Raw genomic sequence first — 17,821 nt, 5'->3', positions numbered from 1 at the left:
CGTCGCAGTCCGTTGGCGGAGCGGATTTTTGCGGGAATGGGTACAGGAAAGGATGTGAGGGTTCGCGCAGACCAGCCGCAGGATTGTTGCGGCGTCAGTGCGCGACTCAGGAACTAAGGATGGGTGAGGTGTGGTCTTCGGGCCAGATGCGCAAAGGTGATAGGCGCTGGCCCCCCCCACCTTAACCCTCCCCCGCTGGGCGGGGGAGGAGACTGCCGCTGAACGCCGACTAAGCTCCAATCCCTCCCCCGCCCAGCGGGGGAGGATAGGTGGGGGTCTAACTTGCCCCTTCAAAAACGAACCAATACCGCCAAAACGCCCCTCAATGCCCGCCGACCAGCACCTTGCGGATCCGCCGCACACCGGACCAGACGAAGGCGATGACGATGGGGATCATCAATCCCACCAGCATGTCGGGATCGACCTTGAGCCCGAATCCCTTCAGCCCCTTCGCCGCATAGCCGACGATGCCGACGAGGTAATAGCTGATCGCCACCACAGACAGCCCTTCCACCGTCTCCTGCAGGCGCAGCTGCAGCTGGGCGCGGCGGTCCATCGACTGGAGGAGTTCGGCGTTCTGGCCCTCCACCGCGATCTCCACGCGGGTGCGCAGCAAGGTGCTGGCCCGCGCCACCCGTTGCGACAGCGACTCGAGCCGCTGCTCCACCGCCTCGCAGGTGCGGATGGCGGGCGTCAGGCGGCGGTCCATGAATTCCTGGACGGTCTGCAGCCCCTCGATCCGGATCTCGCGCAGTTCCTCGATTCGCCGCTCCACCAGCTCGTAATAGGCGCGGGCGGCGCCGAACCGGTAGGCGGTCTCGGCCGATATCTGCTCGGTCTGCGCCGCCAGCAGTGTCAGCCGGTCGAGCAGGTCGCGCTCGTCCTGCAGGCCGCGCAGGCTGGCGATCCGGTTGGTGACTTCCGCCACGCCGGCTTCGATCGGACCGATGCGGGGCAGCACGCCGCGCGCCATCGGCAGCGCCAGCAAGGCCAGCACCCGGTAGGTCTCGATCTCCAGAAGGCGCTGCAACACCCGCCCGGTCTGGCGCGGCGTCATCGAATGGTCGGCGACCAGCATGCGGGAGAAGCCGTCGCCATGGATGCGGAAATCGGTCCAGGCCGTTGCCGACCGGCCGGCGATGCGTGAACCGACATAGCTCTCCGATCCGAACATCGCCGCCATCATGGAGGGCGACGGCTCCGGCGTATCGGCGTCGAGCACGGCGACATGGATGCCGACCAGCAGTTCGCCCGGCAGACCGGCCAGCCAGTCCCGCGGCAGGGCATGCAGCGCCGGCTCCAGGAAGGGATCGACCAGGGCGCCCGCCGGCATGGCGCTGGGGCGGAAGACGGTCCAGGTCGAGAATTCGGTATGCCGCTCCCACTTCAGATGAAAGCTGCCGAAGGACGCGCTGTGGTGTGTGGCGCCCTGCGGCGGCCGGACGACGCCGGCCCAGTCGCACAGCGCCTCCAGATGGCGGCGGTCGGCCTCGGTAGCCCCCTCCCCCGACAGCATCGCCAGCATCGTCGCGCGCACCGGCGCCGCCACGGATTCCGGCGGACGGGCATGGACCTCGTTGGTCAGGACCTGACGCAGCGGGTGGTCGCGCAAGGGGCGCGGGCCGACCATGGCACCGGCCGCACCGTCGCGATTGAGCGTGTCCATGGTCGCCCGCACCGCGTTCTCGGTCATGAAGCCCCCCTCTCCTGCGCGGCACCCGGCCCGGCATGCCCCCCGGCATTGCCAAACCTTGCCGGATGGCCCGCGCGTCGCCACACTATAGTCTGTCCGTTAGAACACATCGTACGGCGCGGCGCGACAACGCCCGCTATGACACTGTGTCCTACCATGGAACGAGGCCGGCACAAGCCATCAGGCCGGGCAGACCGGGTTCCGCCCCATCACAGGTTCGGAGTTTTCATGAGCGCGCTTGCCGTCACCGACGATCTCTTCTTCAACCGCGCCGGCATGGACCGCGCCCGCGTGGAAGGCGTCGTGCAGGACGCCCTGCACAGTGCCGACGATGGGGAGCTTTACCTCGAATACGCTCAGAGCGAGTCGCTGGGCTGGGACGATGGGAAGCTGAAGTCCGCCAGCTTCGACACGACCCAGGGCTTTGGCCTGCGCTCCATCGCCGGCGAGGCGACCGGCTATGCCCATGCCAGCAACCTGTCGGAAGAGGCCATCCGCCGGGCAGCATCCACCGTGCGCGCCGTGCAGGCCGGCCACAGCGGCACGCTGGCGGAGCCGCCGGCCGGCACCAACCGCGCCCTCTACATCCCCGACAATCCCCTGCACCTCGTCCCCTTCGAGGAGAAGGTGAAGCTGCTGGCCGACATCGACGCCTATGCCCGCGCCAAGGACGAGCGGGTGCGGCAGGTCAGCTGCTCGATCAGCGGCGAATGGCAGGCAGTGCAGATCATGCGCGCCGACGGCGTCCGCGTCGCCGACCTGCGCCCGCTGGTGCGCCTGAACGTCTCCGTCGTGGTGGCCGAGGGCGACCGGATGGAGACCGGCGGCTACGGCGGCGGCGGCCGCGTCACCTACGAACACTACATCCAGCCGGAAACCTGGCGCGGCTTCGTCGACGAGGCCCTGCGGCAGGCGCTGGTCAACCTCTCCTCCGTCCCCGCCCCGGCCGGCGAGATGACGGTGGTGCTGGGCAGCGGCTGGCCCGGCATCCTGCTGCACGAGGCCATCGGCCATGGGCTGGAAGGCGACTTCAACCGCAAGAAGACCTCCGCCTTCTCCGGGCTGTTGGGCCAGCGCATCGCCGCTCCCGGCGTCACCATCGTCGATGACGGCACCATCGAGAACTCGCGCGGCTCCATCAGCGTCGACGACGAGGGCACGCCCGGCCAGTGCACCACGCTGATCGAGGACGGCATCCTGGTCGGCTTCATGCAGGACCGCATGAACGCCCGCCTGATGGGCATGCGCCCGACCGGCAACGGCCGGCGCCAGAGCTTCGCCTACAACCCGATGCCGCGCATGACCAACACGGTGATGCGCAACGGCAACCACACGCCGGACGAGATCATCGCCTCGGTCAAGAAAGGCATCTACGCCAAGAACTTCGGCGGCGGTCAGGTCGACATCACCAACGGCAAGTTCGTCTTCTCCGCCAGCGAAGCCTACCTGATCGAGGACGGCAAGCTGGGTCCCGCGGTGAAGGGTGCCACCCTGATCGGCAACGGCCCGGACAGCCTGACCAAGGTGTCGATGATCGGCAACGACAGCCGTCTCGACCCCGGCGTCGGCACCTGCGGCAAGGACGGCCAGGGCGTGCCGGTCGGCGTCGGCCAGCCGACCCTGAAGCTGGAAGGACTGACGGTCGGCGGCACCGCCGCCTGACGGCGCACCACGTTACACTGCATGCGATGAGGGGGCCGGACCATGGCATGGTCCGGCCCCTTTCGCATTCGGGGCTTGGACCGGTCGATTGCATGGGTATCGTTGTTCCGGAGTTTTTCAATTTTCCGGATTGGACGACAACCGATGCGCTCTTTTTCCAACATCGTTCGGCAGGCGGCACTCGCACTTTCCCTGACCGTGGGCTTGACCCTGGCCGCCGCGGTCCCGGGGCAGGCCCAGACCGCCCCGACGGCGGAGCAGGTGGCCGTCGCCAAGGCCGCCGGCTCCAGCGCCGACCAGTTGAACGCCCGTGTGGTGGTGGCGAGCTATTTCTACGCATCGACCGACCTGACCTCGTCCCGCTATGGCGATGACTCCAAGGGGATCGATTTCTCCAAGCCGCTGGAGGTGATCGACATCCCCGCCGGCACCACCTGGTTCCAGTATGTCCGCACCGGGTACGACACCGTCCGATTCGGGAACTTCTTCTCTCCCGTCGTCACCGCGACACCCGATTGCCTGGGCATTTCCGGCACCGGCCGGGCGGAGTACAAGGCGGTGCTGCCGTCGGGTCAGGGCTTGCAGTCGGTCGCCGCTCCCATCGTCGACAACTGGACCACGCCCGGCACCAGCGTGCAGACCAAAGGCGGCTGTGCCCAGGTGGTTGTGCCGAACAGCGTCAAGGCTGGCGTGACCAGCGGCGGCCTCGCCCAATAACATCGCGACCTTCGGCTCCGTTTCCCTGTTCTCCGGCTGACGGCGGACGGTCAGACTGGCCGTCACCGCCGCCCACGAGGAGGATTCGCCATGGCCGACATCGCCACCACCGACGACCTGCGCCGACGCATCGCACGCGCCTCCGCCGGGGTTGCGGCACTGGCGGGGCGGGAGCCGGACAACAGCTGGCTGACCAGTATCCAGCGCCAGCTCGACTATGTCGATGGCGCGGCACGGGATGGCGCCAAGCGGCTGGACCGTGCCGAGGATCTGAATTTCGGACTGCTCGCCTCCCACTATGTCGACGACGTCGACCCGGCGCTGGCGGCGGAGCTTCACGCCATCAGCGCCGCCACCCGCCGCCTGTTCGGCAGCTGAACGCCATTTTGTGCTGGCGTTCCAGGCACCCCGCTTCGATGATCACCCATCCGGACGGCACGGCCGAACCCGTGCCCGCGAAGAAAACCGACACGGGAGATGTGCGATGGCGACGGAATCGACTGCCGGACTTGCCCTGGTTTCCACCTTTTGCCCCGACCGGGTCGGGCTGGTTTCCGGCATCACCAGCCATCTGTTCGAACAGGGCATCAACCTGCGCGACGCCACCTTCGCCTCGCTCGGCACCGGTGCCGAGTTCTCCGCCGTCTGCGAGCTGCCGGCCGGTTTGACGGTTGCGGAGGTTCAGGCCAGCCTGTCGTCCCTGCCCGTGCTGTCCGGCGCCGAGGTGAAGGTCACACCCTTCGCCTTCGATCCCCAGCCGGGGCCACAGGCCATGGTCACCCATCGCGTCGAGGTGTCGGGCGGCGACCAGCCGGGCCTCGTGGCGCGTCTGTCGGAGATCTTCACCCAATTCGACGCCAACATCGTGCGGCTGGACGCGCAGACCCTGCCCGACCGTGCCGGCGAGCGCTATGTCCTGCGCTTCTCGGTGTCGATCCCGGCGGAGCGGGCGGAGATTTGCCTGTCGGCGGTGGCGAACACCGCGGAGACGTTGGGGCTTACTTGCAGGACGGAAGAGGTGTGAGGGCGGCTGTAACGGGTAAGCTAGCCCCCCACCTAGCCTCCCCCGCTGGGCGCTACGGGATGTACACATCTCGCATCGGCGAAAGAACAGCAGCCTTTGGCAGCGAATAGCCCTTCTCCCCTTGCGGGAGAAGGGTTGGGATGAGGGGTGCGACCAGCCATGGGCCGGTGCAATCAGGATCTGCGCCCCTCACCCCAACCCCTCTCCCGCAAGGGGAGAGGGGCTTTCCTCAAGCCAAGCTGCACGCCTTTTCGCAATTGCGAGATGTGTGCACGCCGTAGCGCCCAGCGGGGGAGGGTTAGGGTGGGGGCGAGTGAGTGCCAGATTCCCTCACCCGTGCAGAACCTTCAGCCCCACGATCCCCCCGACGATCGCCGCGATGCACAGCAGCCGCAGGGCTCCGGCGGGTTCGCCGAACAGCCACATGCCCAGCACCGCGGTGCCGACCGTGCCGATCCCCGTCCACACCGCATAAGCCGTGCCCAGCGGCAGCGTCTTCAACGCGACCTCCAGCAGCAGGATGCTCGCCAGCATCGCCGCAGCAGTCAGCACGCTTGGGACCAGACGGGTGAAGCCTTCGGTGTATTTCAGGCCGACGGCCCAACCGATTTCGAAAAGACCGGCGAAGAACAGCGTGACCCACGCCATGACGGTACCTCCGTCTTGGAATGGCGGGGTCGTCCCCACCCGGTAACCCTCTCTCATTGGCGGGGTCGTCCCCGCGGGCCAGTGGGCAGATAGGACATCCGCCTCCCATGGTCAAGATGGCAGGGATCAAGGCAGGCGGCCGAGGTTGCATCGCGGCGCCCGCCCGTGCAGGATGGGGTTCCTGAATGGTTCCCCCTTCGCCGCTGGTGGCGCTGGGGGTTTTCGACGTTGGACAGCAATGACCGAAAACGGCACCCCCCCGGCTTCCGAAACGCCGGCTCCCGAGAAGGCCGAATCGCTTGAGAACCGGCGCAAGCGGCTGCGCTTCCGCTCCTGGCATCGCGGCACGCGCGAAATGGACCTGCTGATGGGCAGCTTCGCCGACGCCCATGTCGGCGAGTTCGACCATGCCATGCTCGACCGGTTCGAAGCGCTGCTGGAACTGGGCGACCCCGACCTCTACGACTGGATGTCGGGTCGGGAGCCGGTTCCCGCCGAACATGACAGCGACGTGATGCGCCTGTTGACGGCGTTCCGTTACACACCACGTCAAGGCTCCTGACGTTCCCAGCCTGTCCCCCGTATTCCCGAGGCATCCTCCTTTGGTCAGTTACGATCTCCAGCCCGGCCGCGCCGGCCGTCTCCTGATCGGCGGCGCGCCCGAGGGTCATGACGCCCGCATCCTGGCGGAGCTTGCGCAGAAGGCCGGGGCCTATGGCCTGCTGCATGTGGCGTTGGACGACACGCGCTGCGCGTTGCTGGCGGAGGCGCTGGCCTTCTTCGCACCGAAGCTGGAAGTGCTGACCTTCCCGGCCTGGGACTGCCTGCCCTACGACCGCGTGTCGCCGAACGGCGGCATCGTCGCCCGCCGCATCGACACGCTGACCCGGCTGATCGCCCGGCGCGAGGCGGCGGCCAACCGCGACGGGCTGGCTCCGCTGATCGTGCTGACCACCGTCAACGCCGTGGTGCAGAAGGTGCCGCCGCGCAGCGCTTTCAAGAACGCGGTGTTCTCGGCCAAGCTGCGCGACCGGATCGACCTGGAGAAGCTTCAGCGCTACCTTGCCGGCAACGGTTATACCCGCGCCCAGACCGTGCGGGAGCCCGGCGAGTTCGCGGTGCGCGGCGGCATCGTCGACCTGTTCCCGCCGGGCACGGAGGAGCCGTTGCGCCTCGACCTGTTCGGCGATGAGCTGGAGGGGGTGCGCGCCTTCGATCCAATGACCCAGCGCACCACCGACAAGCGCGACAGCGTCGAGCTGAAGCCGATGTCGGAGGTTTTCCTGGACGAGGCGGGGATCGCCCGTTTCCGGTCCGGCTACCGCGAGCTGTTCGGCGCGGTGACCGACGACGACCCGCTCTACGAGGCGATCTCCGCCGGCCGCAGCTATGGCGGGATGGAACATTGGCTGCCGCTGTTCCACGAGAGCATGGACACGGTGCTGGATTACCTGCCGCGCGGCATCGTCAGCCTGGACCACCAGGCGGCGGAGGCGCGTGACGCCCGCATGGCGCAGGTGGTCGATTTCCACGCCTCGCGCGATTCGATGATGACCATCGAGAAGCGGACAGGATCGCCGGTCTATAAACCGGTGCCGGTCGCATCGATGTTCATCGACACCACCGGCTGGGACGCGCTGATGGCGGAGCGCGCGGTGGCGCAGTTGCAGATCTTCTCCACGCCCCCCGGCATCAAGGGGACGGTGGACGCCGGCGGCAAGCGCGGCCACGATTTCGCGGAGGAGCGCAACCGCCCCGACGTGAACGTCTTCGACGCGGTGAAGGACCATATCCGGGCGCTCCGCGCCGACGGGCGGCGGGTGCTCATCGCGGGATATTCCGCCGGATCGCGCGACCGCCTGTCCAACGTGCTGGCCGACCATGGCATTCCGGGGCTGGAGCCGGCGGAGAGCATCGAGGATGTCCGCCGTTTCGACCGCGGCATCATCGGCACCATCGTGCTGGGGATGGAGCATGGCTTCATCTCCGCCGACCTCGCCGTCATTACCGAACAGGACATCCTGGGCGACCGCCTGGTCCGCCCGGCCAAGAAGAAGCGCAAGGCCGCGAACTTCATCGCCGAGCATTCTGCCCTGCATGAGGGCGACATCGTCGTCCATATGGACCACGGCATCGGCCGCTATGACGGGCTGGAGACGCTGGAGGTCACCGGCGCCCCGCACGACTGCCTGCGCCTGATCTACGAAGGCGGCGACAAGCTCTACGTCCCCGTCGAGAACATCGAGGTGCTGTCGCGCTACGGCTCGGAGGACGCCAATGTCCAGCTCGACAAGCTGGGCGGCGCCGGCTGGCAGGGCCGCAAGGCGCGGGTCAAGAAGCGCCTGAAGGACATGGCCGAAGCCCTGCTGAAGATCGCTGCGGAGCGGATGCTGAAGAAGGCCGATCCGGTGCTGACGCCGGAGGGTGTCTATCAGGAATTCGCCGCCCGCTTCCCGTATCCCGAGACCGACGACCAGTTGAAGGCGATCGAGGACATCTTCACCGACCTCGGCAGCGGTCGCCCGATGGACCGTCTGGTCTGCGGCGACGTCGGCTTCGGCAAGACCGAAGTAGCCCTGCGGGCCGCCTTCATGGTGGCGATGAGCGGCAAGCAGGTCGCCGTCGTCGTGCCCACCACCCTGCTGGCCCGTCAGCATTTCAAGACCTTCTCCACCCGGTTCAACGGGCTGCCGGTGCGTGTCGTCCAGTTGTCGCGCATGGTCACCGCCCGCGAACAGACTCTGGTGAAGAAGGAACTGGCGGAGGGCACGGCCGATATCGTCGTCGGCACCCATGCGCTGCTCGCCAAAGGCCTCGACTTCAAGCGCCTGGGCATGGTCATCGTCGATGAGGAGCAGCATTTCGGCGTGAAGCAGAAGGAGCGGCTGAAGGAACTGCGCGCCGACATCCATGTGCTGACGCTGACCGCCACGCCGATCCCGCGCACCCTGCAGATGGCGCTGTCCGGCGTACGCGAGCTGTCGCTGATCGCCACCCCGCCGGTCGACCGTCTGGCGGTGCGCACCTTCGTGCTGCCCTACGACCCGGTGGTGATCCGCGAAGCGATCCTGCGCGAGCATTACCGCGGCGGCCAGAGCTTCTACGTCTGCCCGCGCGTGGAGGATCTGGCGAAGGTGGCGGAGCGCGTGCGCGAACTGGTGCCGGAGGTCAAGATCGTCACCGCCCACGGCCAGATGGCGGCCAGCGAGCTGGAAGACGTGATGACCGCCTTCGACGAAGGCAAGTTCGAGGTGCTGCTCGCCACCAACATCATCGAGAGCGGCCTGGACATCCCCAATGCCAACACGCTGATCGTCCACCGCGCCGACCTGTTCGGGCTGGCCCAGCTCTACCAGATCCGCGGCCGTGTCGGCCGGTCGAAGAAGCGCGGCTACGCCTATCTGACCTACGCCCCCAACAAGCCGCTGAGCAGCACCGCCCAGCAGCGCCTGCACGTCATCGAGACCTTGGACAGCCTGGGCGCCGGCTTCCAGCTTGCCAGCCACGACATGGACATCCGCGGCGCCGGCAACCTGCTGGGCGAGGAGCAGTCGGGTCAGGTGCGCGAGGTCGGCGTCGAGCTTTACCAGCAGATGCTGGAGGAGGCCGTCGCCAATGCCCGGGCATCCATGCAGGAGGGTGCCGTCGCCGCGGCGGCGGCGCAGGAGTGGGTGCCGCAGATCAACCTGGGCACGCCGGTGCTGATCCCGGAAAGCTACGTCCCCGACCTGACGGTGCGCCTGTCGCTCTACCGCCGCATCGCCGATCTGGTCGACCGGGCGGAAGTGGACGGCTTCGCCGCCGAACTGATCGACCGCTTCGGCAAGCTGCCGGAGGAGGTGGAGAACCTGCTGGACGTCGTCACCATCAAGCGCTGGTGCAAACAGGCGAACATCGACCGGGTCGATGCCGGCCCGAAGGGTCTGGTCCTGGCCTTCCACGACAATTTCTATGCCGAACCGGCCAAGCTGCTGACCTACATCGCCCAGCATCTGACCCTGATGAAGCTGCGCCCCGACCACAAGCTGGTCTACAGCCGCGAATGGCCCGACCCGCAGGCCCGCGTGCGCAGCGTGCAGAAGCTGGTGAAGGATCTGGCGGAAATGGCGTCGGGCGGCGGCGTGCCGCGCGGCGAAACTCCGCCGCCTCCCCCTCCCCCGCCACCGCCCAAGCCGACCGGCGCCAAGGTGGCGTCGCGCTTCGGTACGCCGTCGCGCTTCGGCCGTCCGACCGGGCGGCGCTGAGATGGACGACGTGACCCGCGACGCGTCGCTCGCCCGCCGGTTGGCACGCGGCGACCGGCGGACGGTGGGCGACGCCCCGTCCGTCGCCGACGAGGTCTCCGCCGACCGCGGCAAGCTGGCGGAACTGGTCGGCTGCCTTTTCGACCAAGATGCGAGCGTCCGCATGCGCGCCGCCGACGCGCTGGAACGGGTGTCGCGCGGCAATCCCGGCTGGCTCGATCCATATGTCGACCATCTGCTGACCGACGCCGTCGCCATCGAGCAGGCGGAGGTGCGCTGGCACATCGCCCAGATCGTACCCCGCCTGACCATGGACGACGAACAGCGCCACCGCGCCGCCGTCCTGCTGGCCGACTGGTTCGAGAACAGCCCGAGCCGCATCGTTCAGACCAGCGCGCTGCAGGCCGTCGTCGATCTGGCCGAATCGGATCCCGGCCTGCGCGCGACCTCGGCGGAGATGCTGGGTCGCGCCATGCGCTCCGGCGTGCCATCGCTGGCCGCCCGCGCGCGCCGCATCCTGAAGCCCTTCGAGGTGGACGAGGCGACGCTGACCGCGGCCCTGGTGCGGGAGCAGAGCGGCCTGACCCTGTCCGTTCTGCCCGACCGTCTGGCGGTGGCGCAGTTGCCGCCCGGCAGCGGCTTGCCAGACTGGCTGGATTGGACCGACCCACTGGTCGGCGCCACCCGTACGGGCGAGGAACTGTCGATCCTCTGCCGCGAGGACCGCGTTCCCGACGGCGTGAAGGCCGAACGCGGCTGGCGTGCCTTCCGGGTGGAGGGGGTGGTCGATTTCTCGCTGTTCGGCATCCTGGCCCGCATCGCCGTACCGCTGGCCCAGGCCCATGTGCCGATCTTTGCGATCTCCACCTACAACACCGACTATGTGCTGGTCCGCGCCGACGACCTGGACAAGGCGGCAGACGTGCTGGCGCTGAGTTGCACGGTAAAGCGGTAGGGTCGCCGGCGCCGCTTGCCCCCTCCCCATCCCTCCCCCACCTTCGGTGGGAGAGGGGGCAGGAGCCTTGTCAGTGCACCTGAACGCAGGGCAGCGGAGTTCCCTCTCCCGCGATCGGACCGGCCTTTGGCCGGCCGAGGGCGGGGGAGGGTTAGGGAGGGGGCAACAGTTCGCTCCTCAGCCCCCGCCCCCCTCGCGCTGGCTCTGTTCGATGATCTCCTCGCGCTCGCCCATCTCCTCCCATTTCTTCTGAACGGGCTTGTCGGGATCGCCGGAGGCCTTGCCGGTCTTGTCGACCAGCTTGTCCTCGATTCGCTGGGCGGCGTCCGACGGCGCGTCGGAGGTCACGGTTTTCGAGCGGTCCTGGTCGGCCATGGCAGCGGTCTCCCGTAAAGTTGGTTGACCACACCAACACCTCCGACACGGCAAAGTTCACGCGTCTTTCCGCAATCCCTCCGCCAGCCGGTCGACCAGCGCCGCGGCCTCCGTCGGTTCGTAGGGCCGGGCATGGCCGGAGCCCCAGACCGGGCCGGGCCAAGCCGGATCGCCGCGCTTGCGGCCGATCACATGGACGTGCAACTGCGGCACCATGTTGCCCAGCGCCCCGACATTCATCTTGTCCGGCGCGAACAGCCGCTCCACCACGCGTGAGGCGAGCACGATTTCCCGCATCAGGGCCGTCTGGTCCGCCTCGTCAAGCCGGTGGATCTCGACCGCGTTCCCGCGCATCGGCACCAGGATCAGCCAGGGCCACAAGGCGTTGTTCATCAGCAACACCCGGCAAAGCCCAAGATCGGTCACGTGACGGGTGTCGGCCTGTAGCCGTTCGTTAAGGGAAAACATGCTTCACTCCTTCCTGGCGTTCGGCAGAGGCGGCACCCGGGAATAATCCGGACGCTGCTCTGTTATAGCCGGCAGTGGCGGGGCAACCGCGAAGCTTGTATAGAAGGCCGTGCGCGCCGGCCATACGGCGCAGCGGCATTCGTTGGACGATGTTTGAGTTCGGTCCGGGTCATGGTCGGGGCGGCACCAGTCGCCTTGCGCCATTTTCCGGGCCGTATCCATGTTTTCTGGTGCGGCGAGCGGGAACGACCCACATGCGCAAATCAGCCTTCGCGGTTCTGATTCTGGTGATCCTCGGCAACGTCGCCCTCTGGGCGCTGTGGAACCGCCCGGTGGACGAACGGTCCTGGGCCGGCGCCATCACCGGCGTCGCCTATACCCCCTTCCACGCCGACAAAAGCCCGTCGAAGGGCGACAAGGCAACCGCAGAGGACATCGAAAAGGACATGGCCGCGCTGCAAGGCGCGGTGAAGGCCGTCCGCACCTATTCCACCACCGACGGCTCCGAAATGGTGGCCGCCATCGCCGCCAAGCACGGGCTGCCGGTCACCGCCGGCGCCTGGACCGCCGGCAAGCCCGAGATCGACGAGCCCGAACTTGCCGGCCTGATCAAGCTGGCGCGCGCCAACAGCAACGTGCGCCGCGTGCTGGTCGGCAACGAGGCGATCCTGCGCGCCGACCTGACCGTTCCGCAGGCCATCGAGTACGTCAAGCGGGTGAAGAAGAAGGTCAATGTTCCGGTCTCCATCGCCGAGCCGTGGCACGTCTGGCTGAAGAACCCGGAACTGGCCGAAGCGGTGGACTTCCTCGCCGTCCACCTGCTGCCCTATTGGGAAGGCGTTCCGGTCGACCAGTCGGTGGACTACGCCATGTTCCGCTACAACGAACTGAAGCAGAAGTTTCCCAACAAGCACATCCTGATCGGTGAGATCGGCTGGCCGGCCGACGGCCCGTGGCGCCGGGGCGCCGAAGCCAGCCAGGTCAATCAGGCCAAGTTCATCCGCAACTTCCTGAACGTCGCCGCGCAGAACAAGCTCGACTACTTCATCATGGAGGCCTTCGACCAGCCCTGGAAGCGGGAGATCGAGGGCACGGCCGGCACCAGTTGGGGCCTGTGGGACTACCAGCGCAACCCGAAATTCCCGATGATCGGCGGGGTGCAGGAGATCCGCAACTGGGAGGTCAAGTGCGCCACCGCCGTCGCGCTGGGCTTCCTGCCGCTGGTGTTCTTCCTGTGGCGCCGCAGCGACCTGAAGATCGGCGGGCAGATCTTCTACGGTGCGCTGATCCAGGCGGTCGCTTCCGTCCTGGTCTTCACCGTCAGCGCGGCCTCGGCCGCCGGCCTTGCGCTCACCACCGAGATCGCCTGGGGCCTGCTGATCTTCTGCCAGCTGGTGCTGTTCGCGGTCATGCTGATCGACGGCATGGAACTGACGGAGGTCGTCTGGCAGCACAAGTTCAAGCGCAAGTTCGTCCCCTGCTCCGCCGCCCCGCTGCCGAACGCGGCGAAGGTGTCGATCCATGTGCCCTGCTACAACGAACCGCCGCACATGGTCATGGAGACGCTGGACGCGCTGGCCCGGCTGGACTACCCGAATTATGAAGTCCTGCTGCTCGACAACAACACCAAGGACCCGGCGGTCTGGCGCCCGATCGAGGAGTATTGCAAGAAGCTGGGACCGAAGTTCCGCTTCTTCCACCTCGACAACTGGCCCGGCTTCAAGGCCGGCGCGCTGAACTTCGGTCTGGCGCAAACGGCGCCCGATGCCGAGCACATCGCCGTCATCGACAGCGACTATCAGGTCCATCCCGACTGGCTGAAGGCGACCATTCCGCACTTCAACCGGCCGGAGGTCGGCTTCGTCCAGTCGCCGCAGGACTATCGCGAGTGGGAACACGACCTGTTCCAGCGCATGACCAACTGGGAATATGCCGGCTTCTTCCACATCGGCATGATCCAGCGGAACGAGCGCAACGCGATCATCCAGCACGGCACCATGACCATCATCCGCAAGTCGGCCCTGGAAAAGGTCGGCCGCTGGGGCGAGTGGTGCATCACCGAGGACGCCGACCTCGGCCTGCGCCTGTTCGAGCATGGCTATGAGGCCGTCTACATGCCGGAGAGCTACGGCAAGGGCCTGGTTCCCGACAGCTTCTCCGCCTACAAGACCCAGCGCTTCCGCTGGGCCTACGGCGCGGTGCAGATCCTGAAGCATCACTGGCGGCAGCTGTCGCCGGGCGCCAAGGAGCTGACCGCCGGCCAGAAGTATCATTTCATCACCGGCTGGCTGCCTTGGTTCGCCGACGCCGCCCACATGATCTTCGGCATCGCCGGCATCCTGTGGTCGATCGGCCTGATGGCCTTCCCGAAATATTTCGAGTTCCCGCCCAACGTCTTCATGATCCCGACGCTTAGCGTCTTCGCCTTCAAGGTCGGCGCGTCGCTCTGGCTCTACGAGGCGCGGGTGAGGTGCGGCTTCTGGGACAAGGTCGGCGCGGCGGTGGCCGGCATGGCCCTGACCCACACGGTGGGCCGCGCCATGTGGCTGGGCATCTTCACTTCCGGCCGCCCCTTCGTCCGCACGCCCAAGTGCGAGAACCAGCCGGCGCTGATGCAGGCCTTCCTGATGGCGCGTGAGGAACTGGTGCTGCTGGTGTCCTTGTGGGGTGCGGCGCTGGCAATCGTCATGGTCTTCGGCCACGAGAACCGCGACGCCTTCATGTGGTCGGGCCTGCTGGTGGTGCAGTCGCTGCCCTATCTGGCGGCTTTCATCACCGCGCTGATCAACGTCTTCCCCACCATCGGCTTCGGCAAGAGCAAGCCGGGCGCCACCGACGACGCGGTCGGGGCTGGGGCCGGCGACTGACGCAAAAAAGCCGGCGCTTTCGCGTTGACGAAAGCGCCGGCTCTGCCAGACTCGATCGCCAGGGAATACATGTCCCGGGAGGCGGCTCATGTCCGGCAATCTCACATCCAGCCGCGGCATCGGTCCGCCGGAATTCAGCGTCCGCAGCACCGCGGGCGTCGAGCGGAGCGGCAGCGCCACCGACCGCAACAGCCGCCGCAACTCTCGCCAGGAACGGCATGATCGCGAGCAGGAACGGCGTGACCATAGCCCGCCCAATCCGCAGCGCCGGCGCCTGTACGATCTTCTGTTCGACGAGGTCGATCAGTTCGACGGGCTGGACGATCGTCAGCGGTCGCTGCTGAAAGACAATCTGCGCAGCCATCTGTCCCGGCGCGCCCCGCCAGCGCCGGCGACACCGCCTCCGGTCCATCATGATGAAGAGGCGCTGGCCGAAGCGTTGCTGAAGGACCCGGCTGCCCCGCTTCCCGTCGGTCCCGAGCATATCGTCGAAGCCATCACCACCGCCGCACCAGAACTGGACGCGGAAACCGCCCGGCTGGCCGAACAACTGCGCGACTGCCTGTCCCGCAACACCGATCGTGCGCGAAAGGTGGCTGTCTACCTGCACCTGCTGCTGACGCTGGAGGGGGCGTTCCGGCCGCATATGGTGGTGGATGTGTGAGGGCTTGCTTCGGAGAATATCGGCTTCGATGCCCTGACCCAGCCCCCCCGCTCTCAGCGTGCCTACGGTCCGCCATCCGGCCATCGCCAACCAAGCCCACACGCGTAAGACGCAACTGCAATGTTTGGGAGGGGCCTATGCCCCCCATCCTCACCCCTTCGGCCGCTCCGCCCGAGCGTAGTTGCTGAAGTGCCCTTCCTTCGCCACCATCCGGCGGGCCGACTGGACGATGGCGCCAGACTTGCCCTCCGGTGCCACGTTCGACAGCTGGCGGCTCAGGTCGACGCTGCCGCAGGACGGACAGGCCGGCGTTTCTCCGGAGCGCACCAGGGTCTCGAAGCCATGGTCGCAGGCTTTGCAGCGGTAGGAATAAAGCGGCATCGGGACCTCCGGGCACGAATCGCGTCGGCCCGAGTATCCCGCAATATCCACAATCTGAAAACGGTTTTGTTGCGCCGCACCAGACGCGACGTACCAGACTCGGCGCACCGGGTCGGCGTCAGGCCGCGGCACCGCCGAAATCGAAGCCTGCGGCCTCCACCGCCTGCCGCACCACCTCCACCGGGATGCCGCCGTCCACCAGAACGGTGCCGGCCGCAAGGTCCACCGTCACGACCGCTCCGGGCGCCGCCTTGGTGATCGCGTTGGACACGGAGCGGGCGCAGCCGCCGCAGGTCATCCCATCCACCTTGTATGCATCGGCCATCGTCACGGAGCTCCCCTCACGGTCGGGTCAGCCGCCGGCATGGTGCGTCCGCACCACCGCGCTGACCGGGACAAGAACGAAGCCACGCTTTTGCACCTCCGGCAGCCAGGACGCCAGGGCATCGATTGTCGCATCATGCGGGTGTCCGATGGCGACGGCATAGCCCTGCCGCTTCGCCACCTGTTCCGTCTTCGCCAACTGGGCCTTCACCGCCGCCACCGTTTCCTGGTTGTCGAGGAAGATGTCGCGGCCGACCCAGGGCATCTTCAGCTCCTGCGCCAGCCCGATGCCTGCGCTGTTGGGCGTGGTCCGGCTGTCCAGCCACAGGAGGCCGCGGCGATGCAGTTCACCCAGCACGGGCGCCAGCGCGGCCCGGTCGGCTGTGAATCGGCTTCCCATATGGTTGTTGACCCCGACATAGCCGTCGAAGCTGTCCAGCGCCGCACGCGCCCGCTTCACGATCTCCCCCCGGTCGAGCGAGACCATAAGGGCATTCGGTCCCGGATCGGCCTTCACGCTGGGTTCCATCGGCATGTGCAGCATCAGTTCGTGCCCGTTGGCCCGCGCCGCCTTGGCCTGGACCTGCAGGTCGCGGGCATAGGGCAGCCAGGACAAGGTCAGCGGTCCGCGCAGCCCCGCCATCCGGGTCGAGCGCTTCCGGTCCAGCCCCATGTCGTCGATGACGATGGCGATGATCGGCTTGCCCTGGGGCACCTCCGCCGGCAGGGCGTTCTTGCGCCACAGCGCGGCGTTGCCCGAAGGGGCCTGCACCGGCGGCTGGCTGGGCGGAGCGGGCGGCGGCAGCATCGCCACCGCCGTGGCCGGCGGTCGGGACTCCGCGGGTGCCGGCTTCTCCGCCGCCGCTTGGCCCGTGCTTTCCGTGCCCGCCTGCGCGGCCGGCTGCGAGGCTGCGGCAGGTGGCTCGACCTTGGCCGGGGGTACCGACGGAGGCTGCACCGCCTGGGGCACACCCGCCTGCTGGGTCGCCTGCTGCACCGGCGCCGGCTTGGCCGCCTCGCCGCCGGCCCTTCCACCGGAGCCGCCGCCGGTCAGCGTCGCCACCCCCATTGCCACGGCGAACACCGCGGCGACGGCCGCCAGCGCCAGGACGAAAGGGTTGGACAGGAAGGGGGGAAGCGGAGACTTGCGGGCTTTCGAAGGCGCCTTGCGGGCCATGGTGACGACGTCCATCCTGCGACCGGGGCGCCGCACAGTGGCACCCTGCCGTCGTGACCGCAATCGCCCAATCGGTGCAAATTGCCGTCACGCCGCCAGCGTCCTGTCCGGCCGAGCCCGTCCTCAAGAGTCCGCCCGAAGAGTCCTCCACATGCGTCCCATCTTTGTCATCGCCGTTCTGATTTCGACCGTCGCCGCGACACCGGCGCCGGCCGCCAACGGGTTGGATTGCCCAACCAGCCTGACGGTCCAGGCGCAGCCCGAAGCCCCCGGCGGCTGGTCGCCCTACCCGGGCCGCGACAGCCACAGCTTCGCCGGCATTTCCATCGTCGAGGGCGACCGCGCCAGCCAGATGACCTCGGCCGCGCCCGCGACGCTCGCCCCCGACCGCGAGGTGCGGCGGGGGCGCAGCATCGTCCAGGTCTGGGAGTTCTCAGGTTCGCGCCGCGAAAACGTCTTCCTGGTCTGCCGCTACCGCAACACCCAGGCGACGCTCGCCGCCGACCTGCCGCGCCAGATCCGCCGCTGCACCCTGACGCTGGAAACCGATATCCGCGGCACCGTGTCGGACGATCCGAAGACCCTGCCGCAGCTTGACTGCCGCTGATGCCGCGGAGTTCTG

At 67.7% G+C, this 17,821-nt stretch carries 17 protein-coding genes; 10 read left to right on the top strand and 7 right to left on the bottom strand.

The features are described 5' to 3' along the window. Window positions 1-322: 322 nt before the first annotated feature. Window positions 323-1,693, bottom strand: coding sequence for a DUF3422 family protein (locus ACWPKK_RS04765; RefSeq protein WP_452001403.1), 1,371 nt, complete (start codon window positions 1,691-1,693; stop codon window positions 323-325). Between the two features lie 228 nt (window positions 1,694-1,921). Here ACWPKK_RS04765 and tldD point away from each other — a divergent pair, with 228 nt between their 5' ends. The 4 genes from tldD (at window position 1,922) to ACWPKK_RS04745 (ending at window position 5,096) form a co-directional block, all read left to right on the top strand. After that, the gene (gene tldD, locus ACWPKK_RS04760) at window positions 1,922-3,355 is read left to right on the top strand and encodes a metalloprotease TldD (protein WP_452001401.1); all 1,434 of its coding nucleotides are present in this window, start codon (window positions 1,922-1,924) and stop codon (window positions 3,353-3,355) included. Between the two features lie 144 nt (window positions 3,356-3,499). Further along, window positions 3,500-4,072 (top strand): polymorphic toxin type 46 domain-containing protein, encoded by a 573-nt coding sequence (locus tag ACWPKK_RS04755; RefSeq protein WP_452001399.1) that lies wholly within the window; start codon window positions 3,500-3,502, stop codon window positions 4,070-4,072. A gap of 90 nt (window positions 4,073-4,162) precedes the next feature. Beyond that, entirely contained in the window at window positions 4,163-4,450 is a 288-nt protein-coding gene (locus tag ACWPKK_RS04750) for an immunity protein Tsi6 family protein (protein WP_452001398.1), read from the top strand. Between the two features lie 106 nt (window positions 4,451-4,556). Then, window positions 4,557-5,096 (top strand): glycine cleavage system protein R, encoded by a 540-nt coding sequence (locus ACWPKK_RS04745; RefSeq protein WP_452001396.1) that lies wholly within the window; start codon window positions 4,557-4,559, stop codon window positions 5,094-5,096. Between the two features lie 330 nt (window positions 5,097-5,426). On the opposite strand, the gene sugE is transcribed toward ACWPKK_RS04745, so the two are convergent. Continuing rightward, window positions 5,427-5,744 carry a quaternary ammonium compound efflux SMR transporter SugE gene (gene sugE, locus ACWPKK_RS04740; protein WP_452001395.1) on the bottom strand — a complete coding sequence of 106 codons (318 nt, stop codon included), beginning with the start codon at window positions 5,742-5,744 and terminating at the stop codon, window positions 5,427-5,429. A gap of 238 nt (window positions 5,745-5,982) precedes the next feature. Between sugE and ACWPKK_RS04735 the strand changes: the two genes are divergently transcribed. Genes ACWPKK_RS04735 through ACWPKK_RS04725 form a run of 3 tightly spaced genes read left to right on the top strand, consistent with a single transcriptional unit; the run spans window position 5,983 to window position 10,943 of the window. Further along, entirely contained in the window at window positions 5,983-6,306 is a 324-nt protein-coding gene (locus tag ACWPKK_RS04735) for an FAD assembly factor SdhE (protein ID WP_324871317.1), read from the top strand. A 40-nt stretch (window positions 6,307-6,346) separates the two neighbouring features. Further along, entirely contained in the window at window positions 6,347-9,988 is a 3,642-nt protein-coding gene (gene mfd / locus ACWPKK_RS04730; protein ID WP_452001394.1) for a transcription-repair coupling factor, read from the top strand. A gap of 1 nt (window position 9,989) precedes the next feature. Next, the gene (locus ACWPKK_RS04725; RefSeq protein WP_452001393.1) at window positions 9,990-10,943 is read left to right on the top strand and encodes an ACT domain-containing protein; all 954 of its coding nucleotides are present in this window, start codon (window positions 9,990-9,992) and stop codon (window positions 10,941-10,943) included. Window positions 10,944-11,120: 177 nt separating this feature from the next. On the opposite strand, the gene ACWPKK_RS04720 is transcribed toward ACWPKK_RS04725, so the two are convergent. Together ACWPKK_RS04720 and ACWPKK_RS04715 are read right to left on the bottom strand one after the other, a co-directional pair. Beyond that, window positions 11,121-11,318, bottom strand: coding sequence for a hypothetical protein (locus tag ACWPKK_RS04720; RefSeq protein ID WP_452001392.1), 198 nt, complete (start codon window positions 11,316-11,318; stop codon window positions 11,121-11,123). A 57-nt stretch (window positions 11,319-11,375) separates the two neighbouring features. Then, a complete protein-coding gene (locus tag ACWPKK_RS04715) occupies window positions 11,376-11,786 on the bottom strand; it encodes an HIT domain-containing protein (protein ID WP_452001391.1) in 411 nt (136 codons plus the stop codon). A 254-nt stretch (window positions 11,787-12,040) separates the two neighbouring features. On the opposite strand from ACWPKK_RS04715, the gene ACWPKK_RS04710 reads away from it, so the two are divergent. Together ACWPKK_RS04710 and ACWPKK_RS04705 are read left to right on the top strand one after the other, a co-directional pair. Further along, window positions 12,041-14,653 (top strand): glycosyltransferase family 2 protein, encoded by a 2,613-nt coding sequence (locus ACWPKK_RS04710; protein ID WP_452001390.1) that lies wholly within the window; start codon window positions 12,041-12,043, stop codon window positions 14,651-14,653. A gap of 88 nt (window positions 14,654-14,741) precedes the next feature. Then, the gene (locus ACWPKK_RS04705) at window positions 14,742-15,317 is read left to right on the top strand and encodes a hypothetical protein (protein WP_452001389.1); all 576 of its coding nucleotides are present in this window, start codon (window positions 14,742-14,744) and stop codon (window positions 15,315-15,317) included. 150 nt (window positions 15,318-15,467) lie between these two features. Here ACWPKK_RS04705 and ACWPKK_RS04700 read toward each other — a convergent pair whose 3' ends face one another. From ACWPKK_RS04700 to ACWPKK_RS04690, 3 genes are all read right to left on the bottom strand, one after another. Then, window positions 15,468-15,698 (bottom strand): FmdB family zinc ribbon protein, encoded by a 231-nt coding sequence (locus ACWPKK_RS04700; protein WP_452001388.1) that lies wholly within the window; start codon window positions 15,696-15,698, stop codon window positions 15,468-15,470. A gap of 118 nt (window positions 15,699-15,816) precedes the next feature. Then, complete coding sequence (locus ACWPKK_RS04695) at window positions 15,817-16,023, bottom strand: heavy-metal-associated domain-containing protein (RefSeq protein ID WP_452001386.1); 207 nt, start codon at window positions 16,021-16,023, stop codon at window positions 15,817-15,819. Between the two features lie 27 nt (window positions 16,024-16,050). Next, entirely contained in the window at window positions 16,051-17,214 is a 1,164-nt protein-coding gene (locus ACWPKK_RS04690; RefSeq protein ID WP_452001385.1) for a divergent polysaccharide deacetylase family protein, read from the bottom strand. Window positions 17,215-17,350: 136 nt separating this feature from the next. Here ACWPKK_RS04690 and ACWPKK_RS04685 point away from each other — a divergent pair, with 136 nt between their 5' ends. Next, window positions 17,351-17,806 carry an STY0301 family protein gene (locus tag ACWPKK_RS04685; protein WP_452001384.1) on the top strand — a complete coding sequence of 152 codons (456 nt, stop codon included), beginning with the start codon at window positions 17,351-17,353 and terminating at the stop codon, window positions 17,804-17,806. The last annotated feature ends 15 nt before the right edge of the window (window positions 17,807-17,821 follow it).

The organism is Azospirillum largimobile, from assembly GCF_977007025.2.
This window is presented reverse-complemented; position numbering and strand designations above follow the sequence as displayed.

What these genes read in the sequence shown, in the direction of transcription:
- ACWPKK_RS04685 (WP_452001384.1), top strand. Translation starts at nt 17,351, where the DNA reads ATGCGTCCCATCTTTGTCATCGCCGTTCTGATTTCGACCGTCGCCGCG.
- ACWPKK_RS04720 (WP_452001392.1), bottom strand. Translation starts at nt 11,318, where the DNA reads ATGGCCGACCAGGACCGCTCGAAAACCGTGACCTCCGACGCGCCGTCG.
- ACWPKK_RS04710 (WP_452001390.1), top strand. Translation starts at nt 12,041, where the DNA reads ATGCGCAAATCAGCCTTCGCGGTTCTGATTCTGGTGATCCTCGGCAAC.
- sugE (WP_452001395.1), bottom strand. Translation starts at nt 5,744, where the DNA reads ATGGCGTGGGTCACGCTGTTCTTCGCCGGTCTTTTCGAAATCGGTTGG.
- ACWPKK_RS04755 (WP_452001399.1), top strand. Translation starts at nt 3,500, where the DNA reads ATGCGCTCTTTTTCCAACATCGTTCGGCAGGCGGCACTCGCACTTTCC.
- ACWPKK_RS04725 (WP_452001393.1), top strand. Translation starts at nt 9,990, where the DNA reads ATGGACGACGTGACCCGCGACGCGTCGCTCGCCCGCCGGTTGGCACGC.
- ACWPKK_RS04705 (WP_452001389.1), top strand. Translation starts at nt 14,742, where the DNA reads ATGTCCGGCAATCTCACATCCAGCCGCGGCATCGGTCCGCCGGAATTC.
- ACWPKK_RS04735 (WP_324871317.1), top strand. Translation starts at nt 5,983, where the DNA reads ATGACCGAAAACGGCACCCCCCCGGCTTCCGAAACGCCGGCTCCCGAG.
- ACWPKK_RS04750 (WP_452001398.1), top strand. Translation starts at nt 4,163, where the DNA reads ATGGCCGACATCGCCACCACCGACGACCTGCGCCGACGCATCGCACGC.
- ACWPKK_RS04765 (WP_452001403.1), bottom strand. Translation starts at nt 1,693, where the DNA reads ATGACCGAGAACGCGGTGCGGGCGACCATGGACACGCTCAATCGCGAC.
- ACWPKK_RS04745 (WP_452001396.1), top strand. Translation starts at nt 4,557, where the DNA reads ATGGCGACGGAATCGACTGCCGGACTTGCCCTGGTTTCCACCTTTTGC.
- tldD (WP_452001401.1), top strand. Translation starts at nt 1,922, where the DNA reads ATGAGCGCGCTTGCCGTCACCGACGATCTCTTCTTCAACCGCGCCGGC.
- ACWPKK_RS04715 (WP_452001391.1), bottom strand. Translation starts at nt 11,786, where the DNA reads ATGTTTTCCCTTAACGAACGGCTACAGGCCGACACCCGTCACGTGACC.
- ACWPKK_RS04695 (WP_452001386.1), bottom strand. Translation starts at nt 16,023, where the DNA reads ATGGCCGATGCATACAAGGTGGATGGGATGACCTGCGGCGGCTGCGCC.
- ACWPKK_RS04700 (WP_452001388.1), bottom strand. Translation starts at nt 15,698, where the DNA reads ATGCCGCTTTATTCCTACCGCTGCAAAGCCTGCGACCATGGCTTCGAG.
- ACWPKK_RS04690 (WP_452001385.1), bottom strand. Translation starts at nt 17,214, where the DNA reads ATGGACGTCGTCACCATGGCCCGCAAGGCGCCTTCGAAAGCCCGCAAG.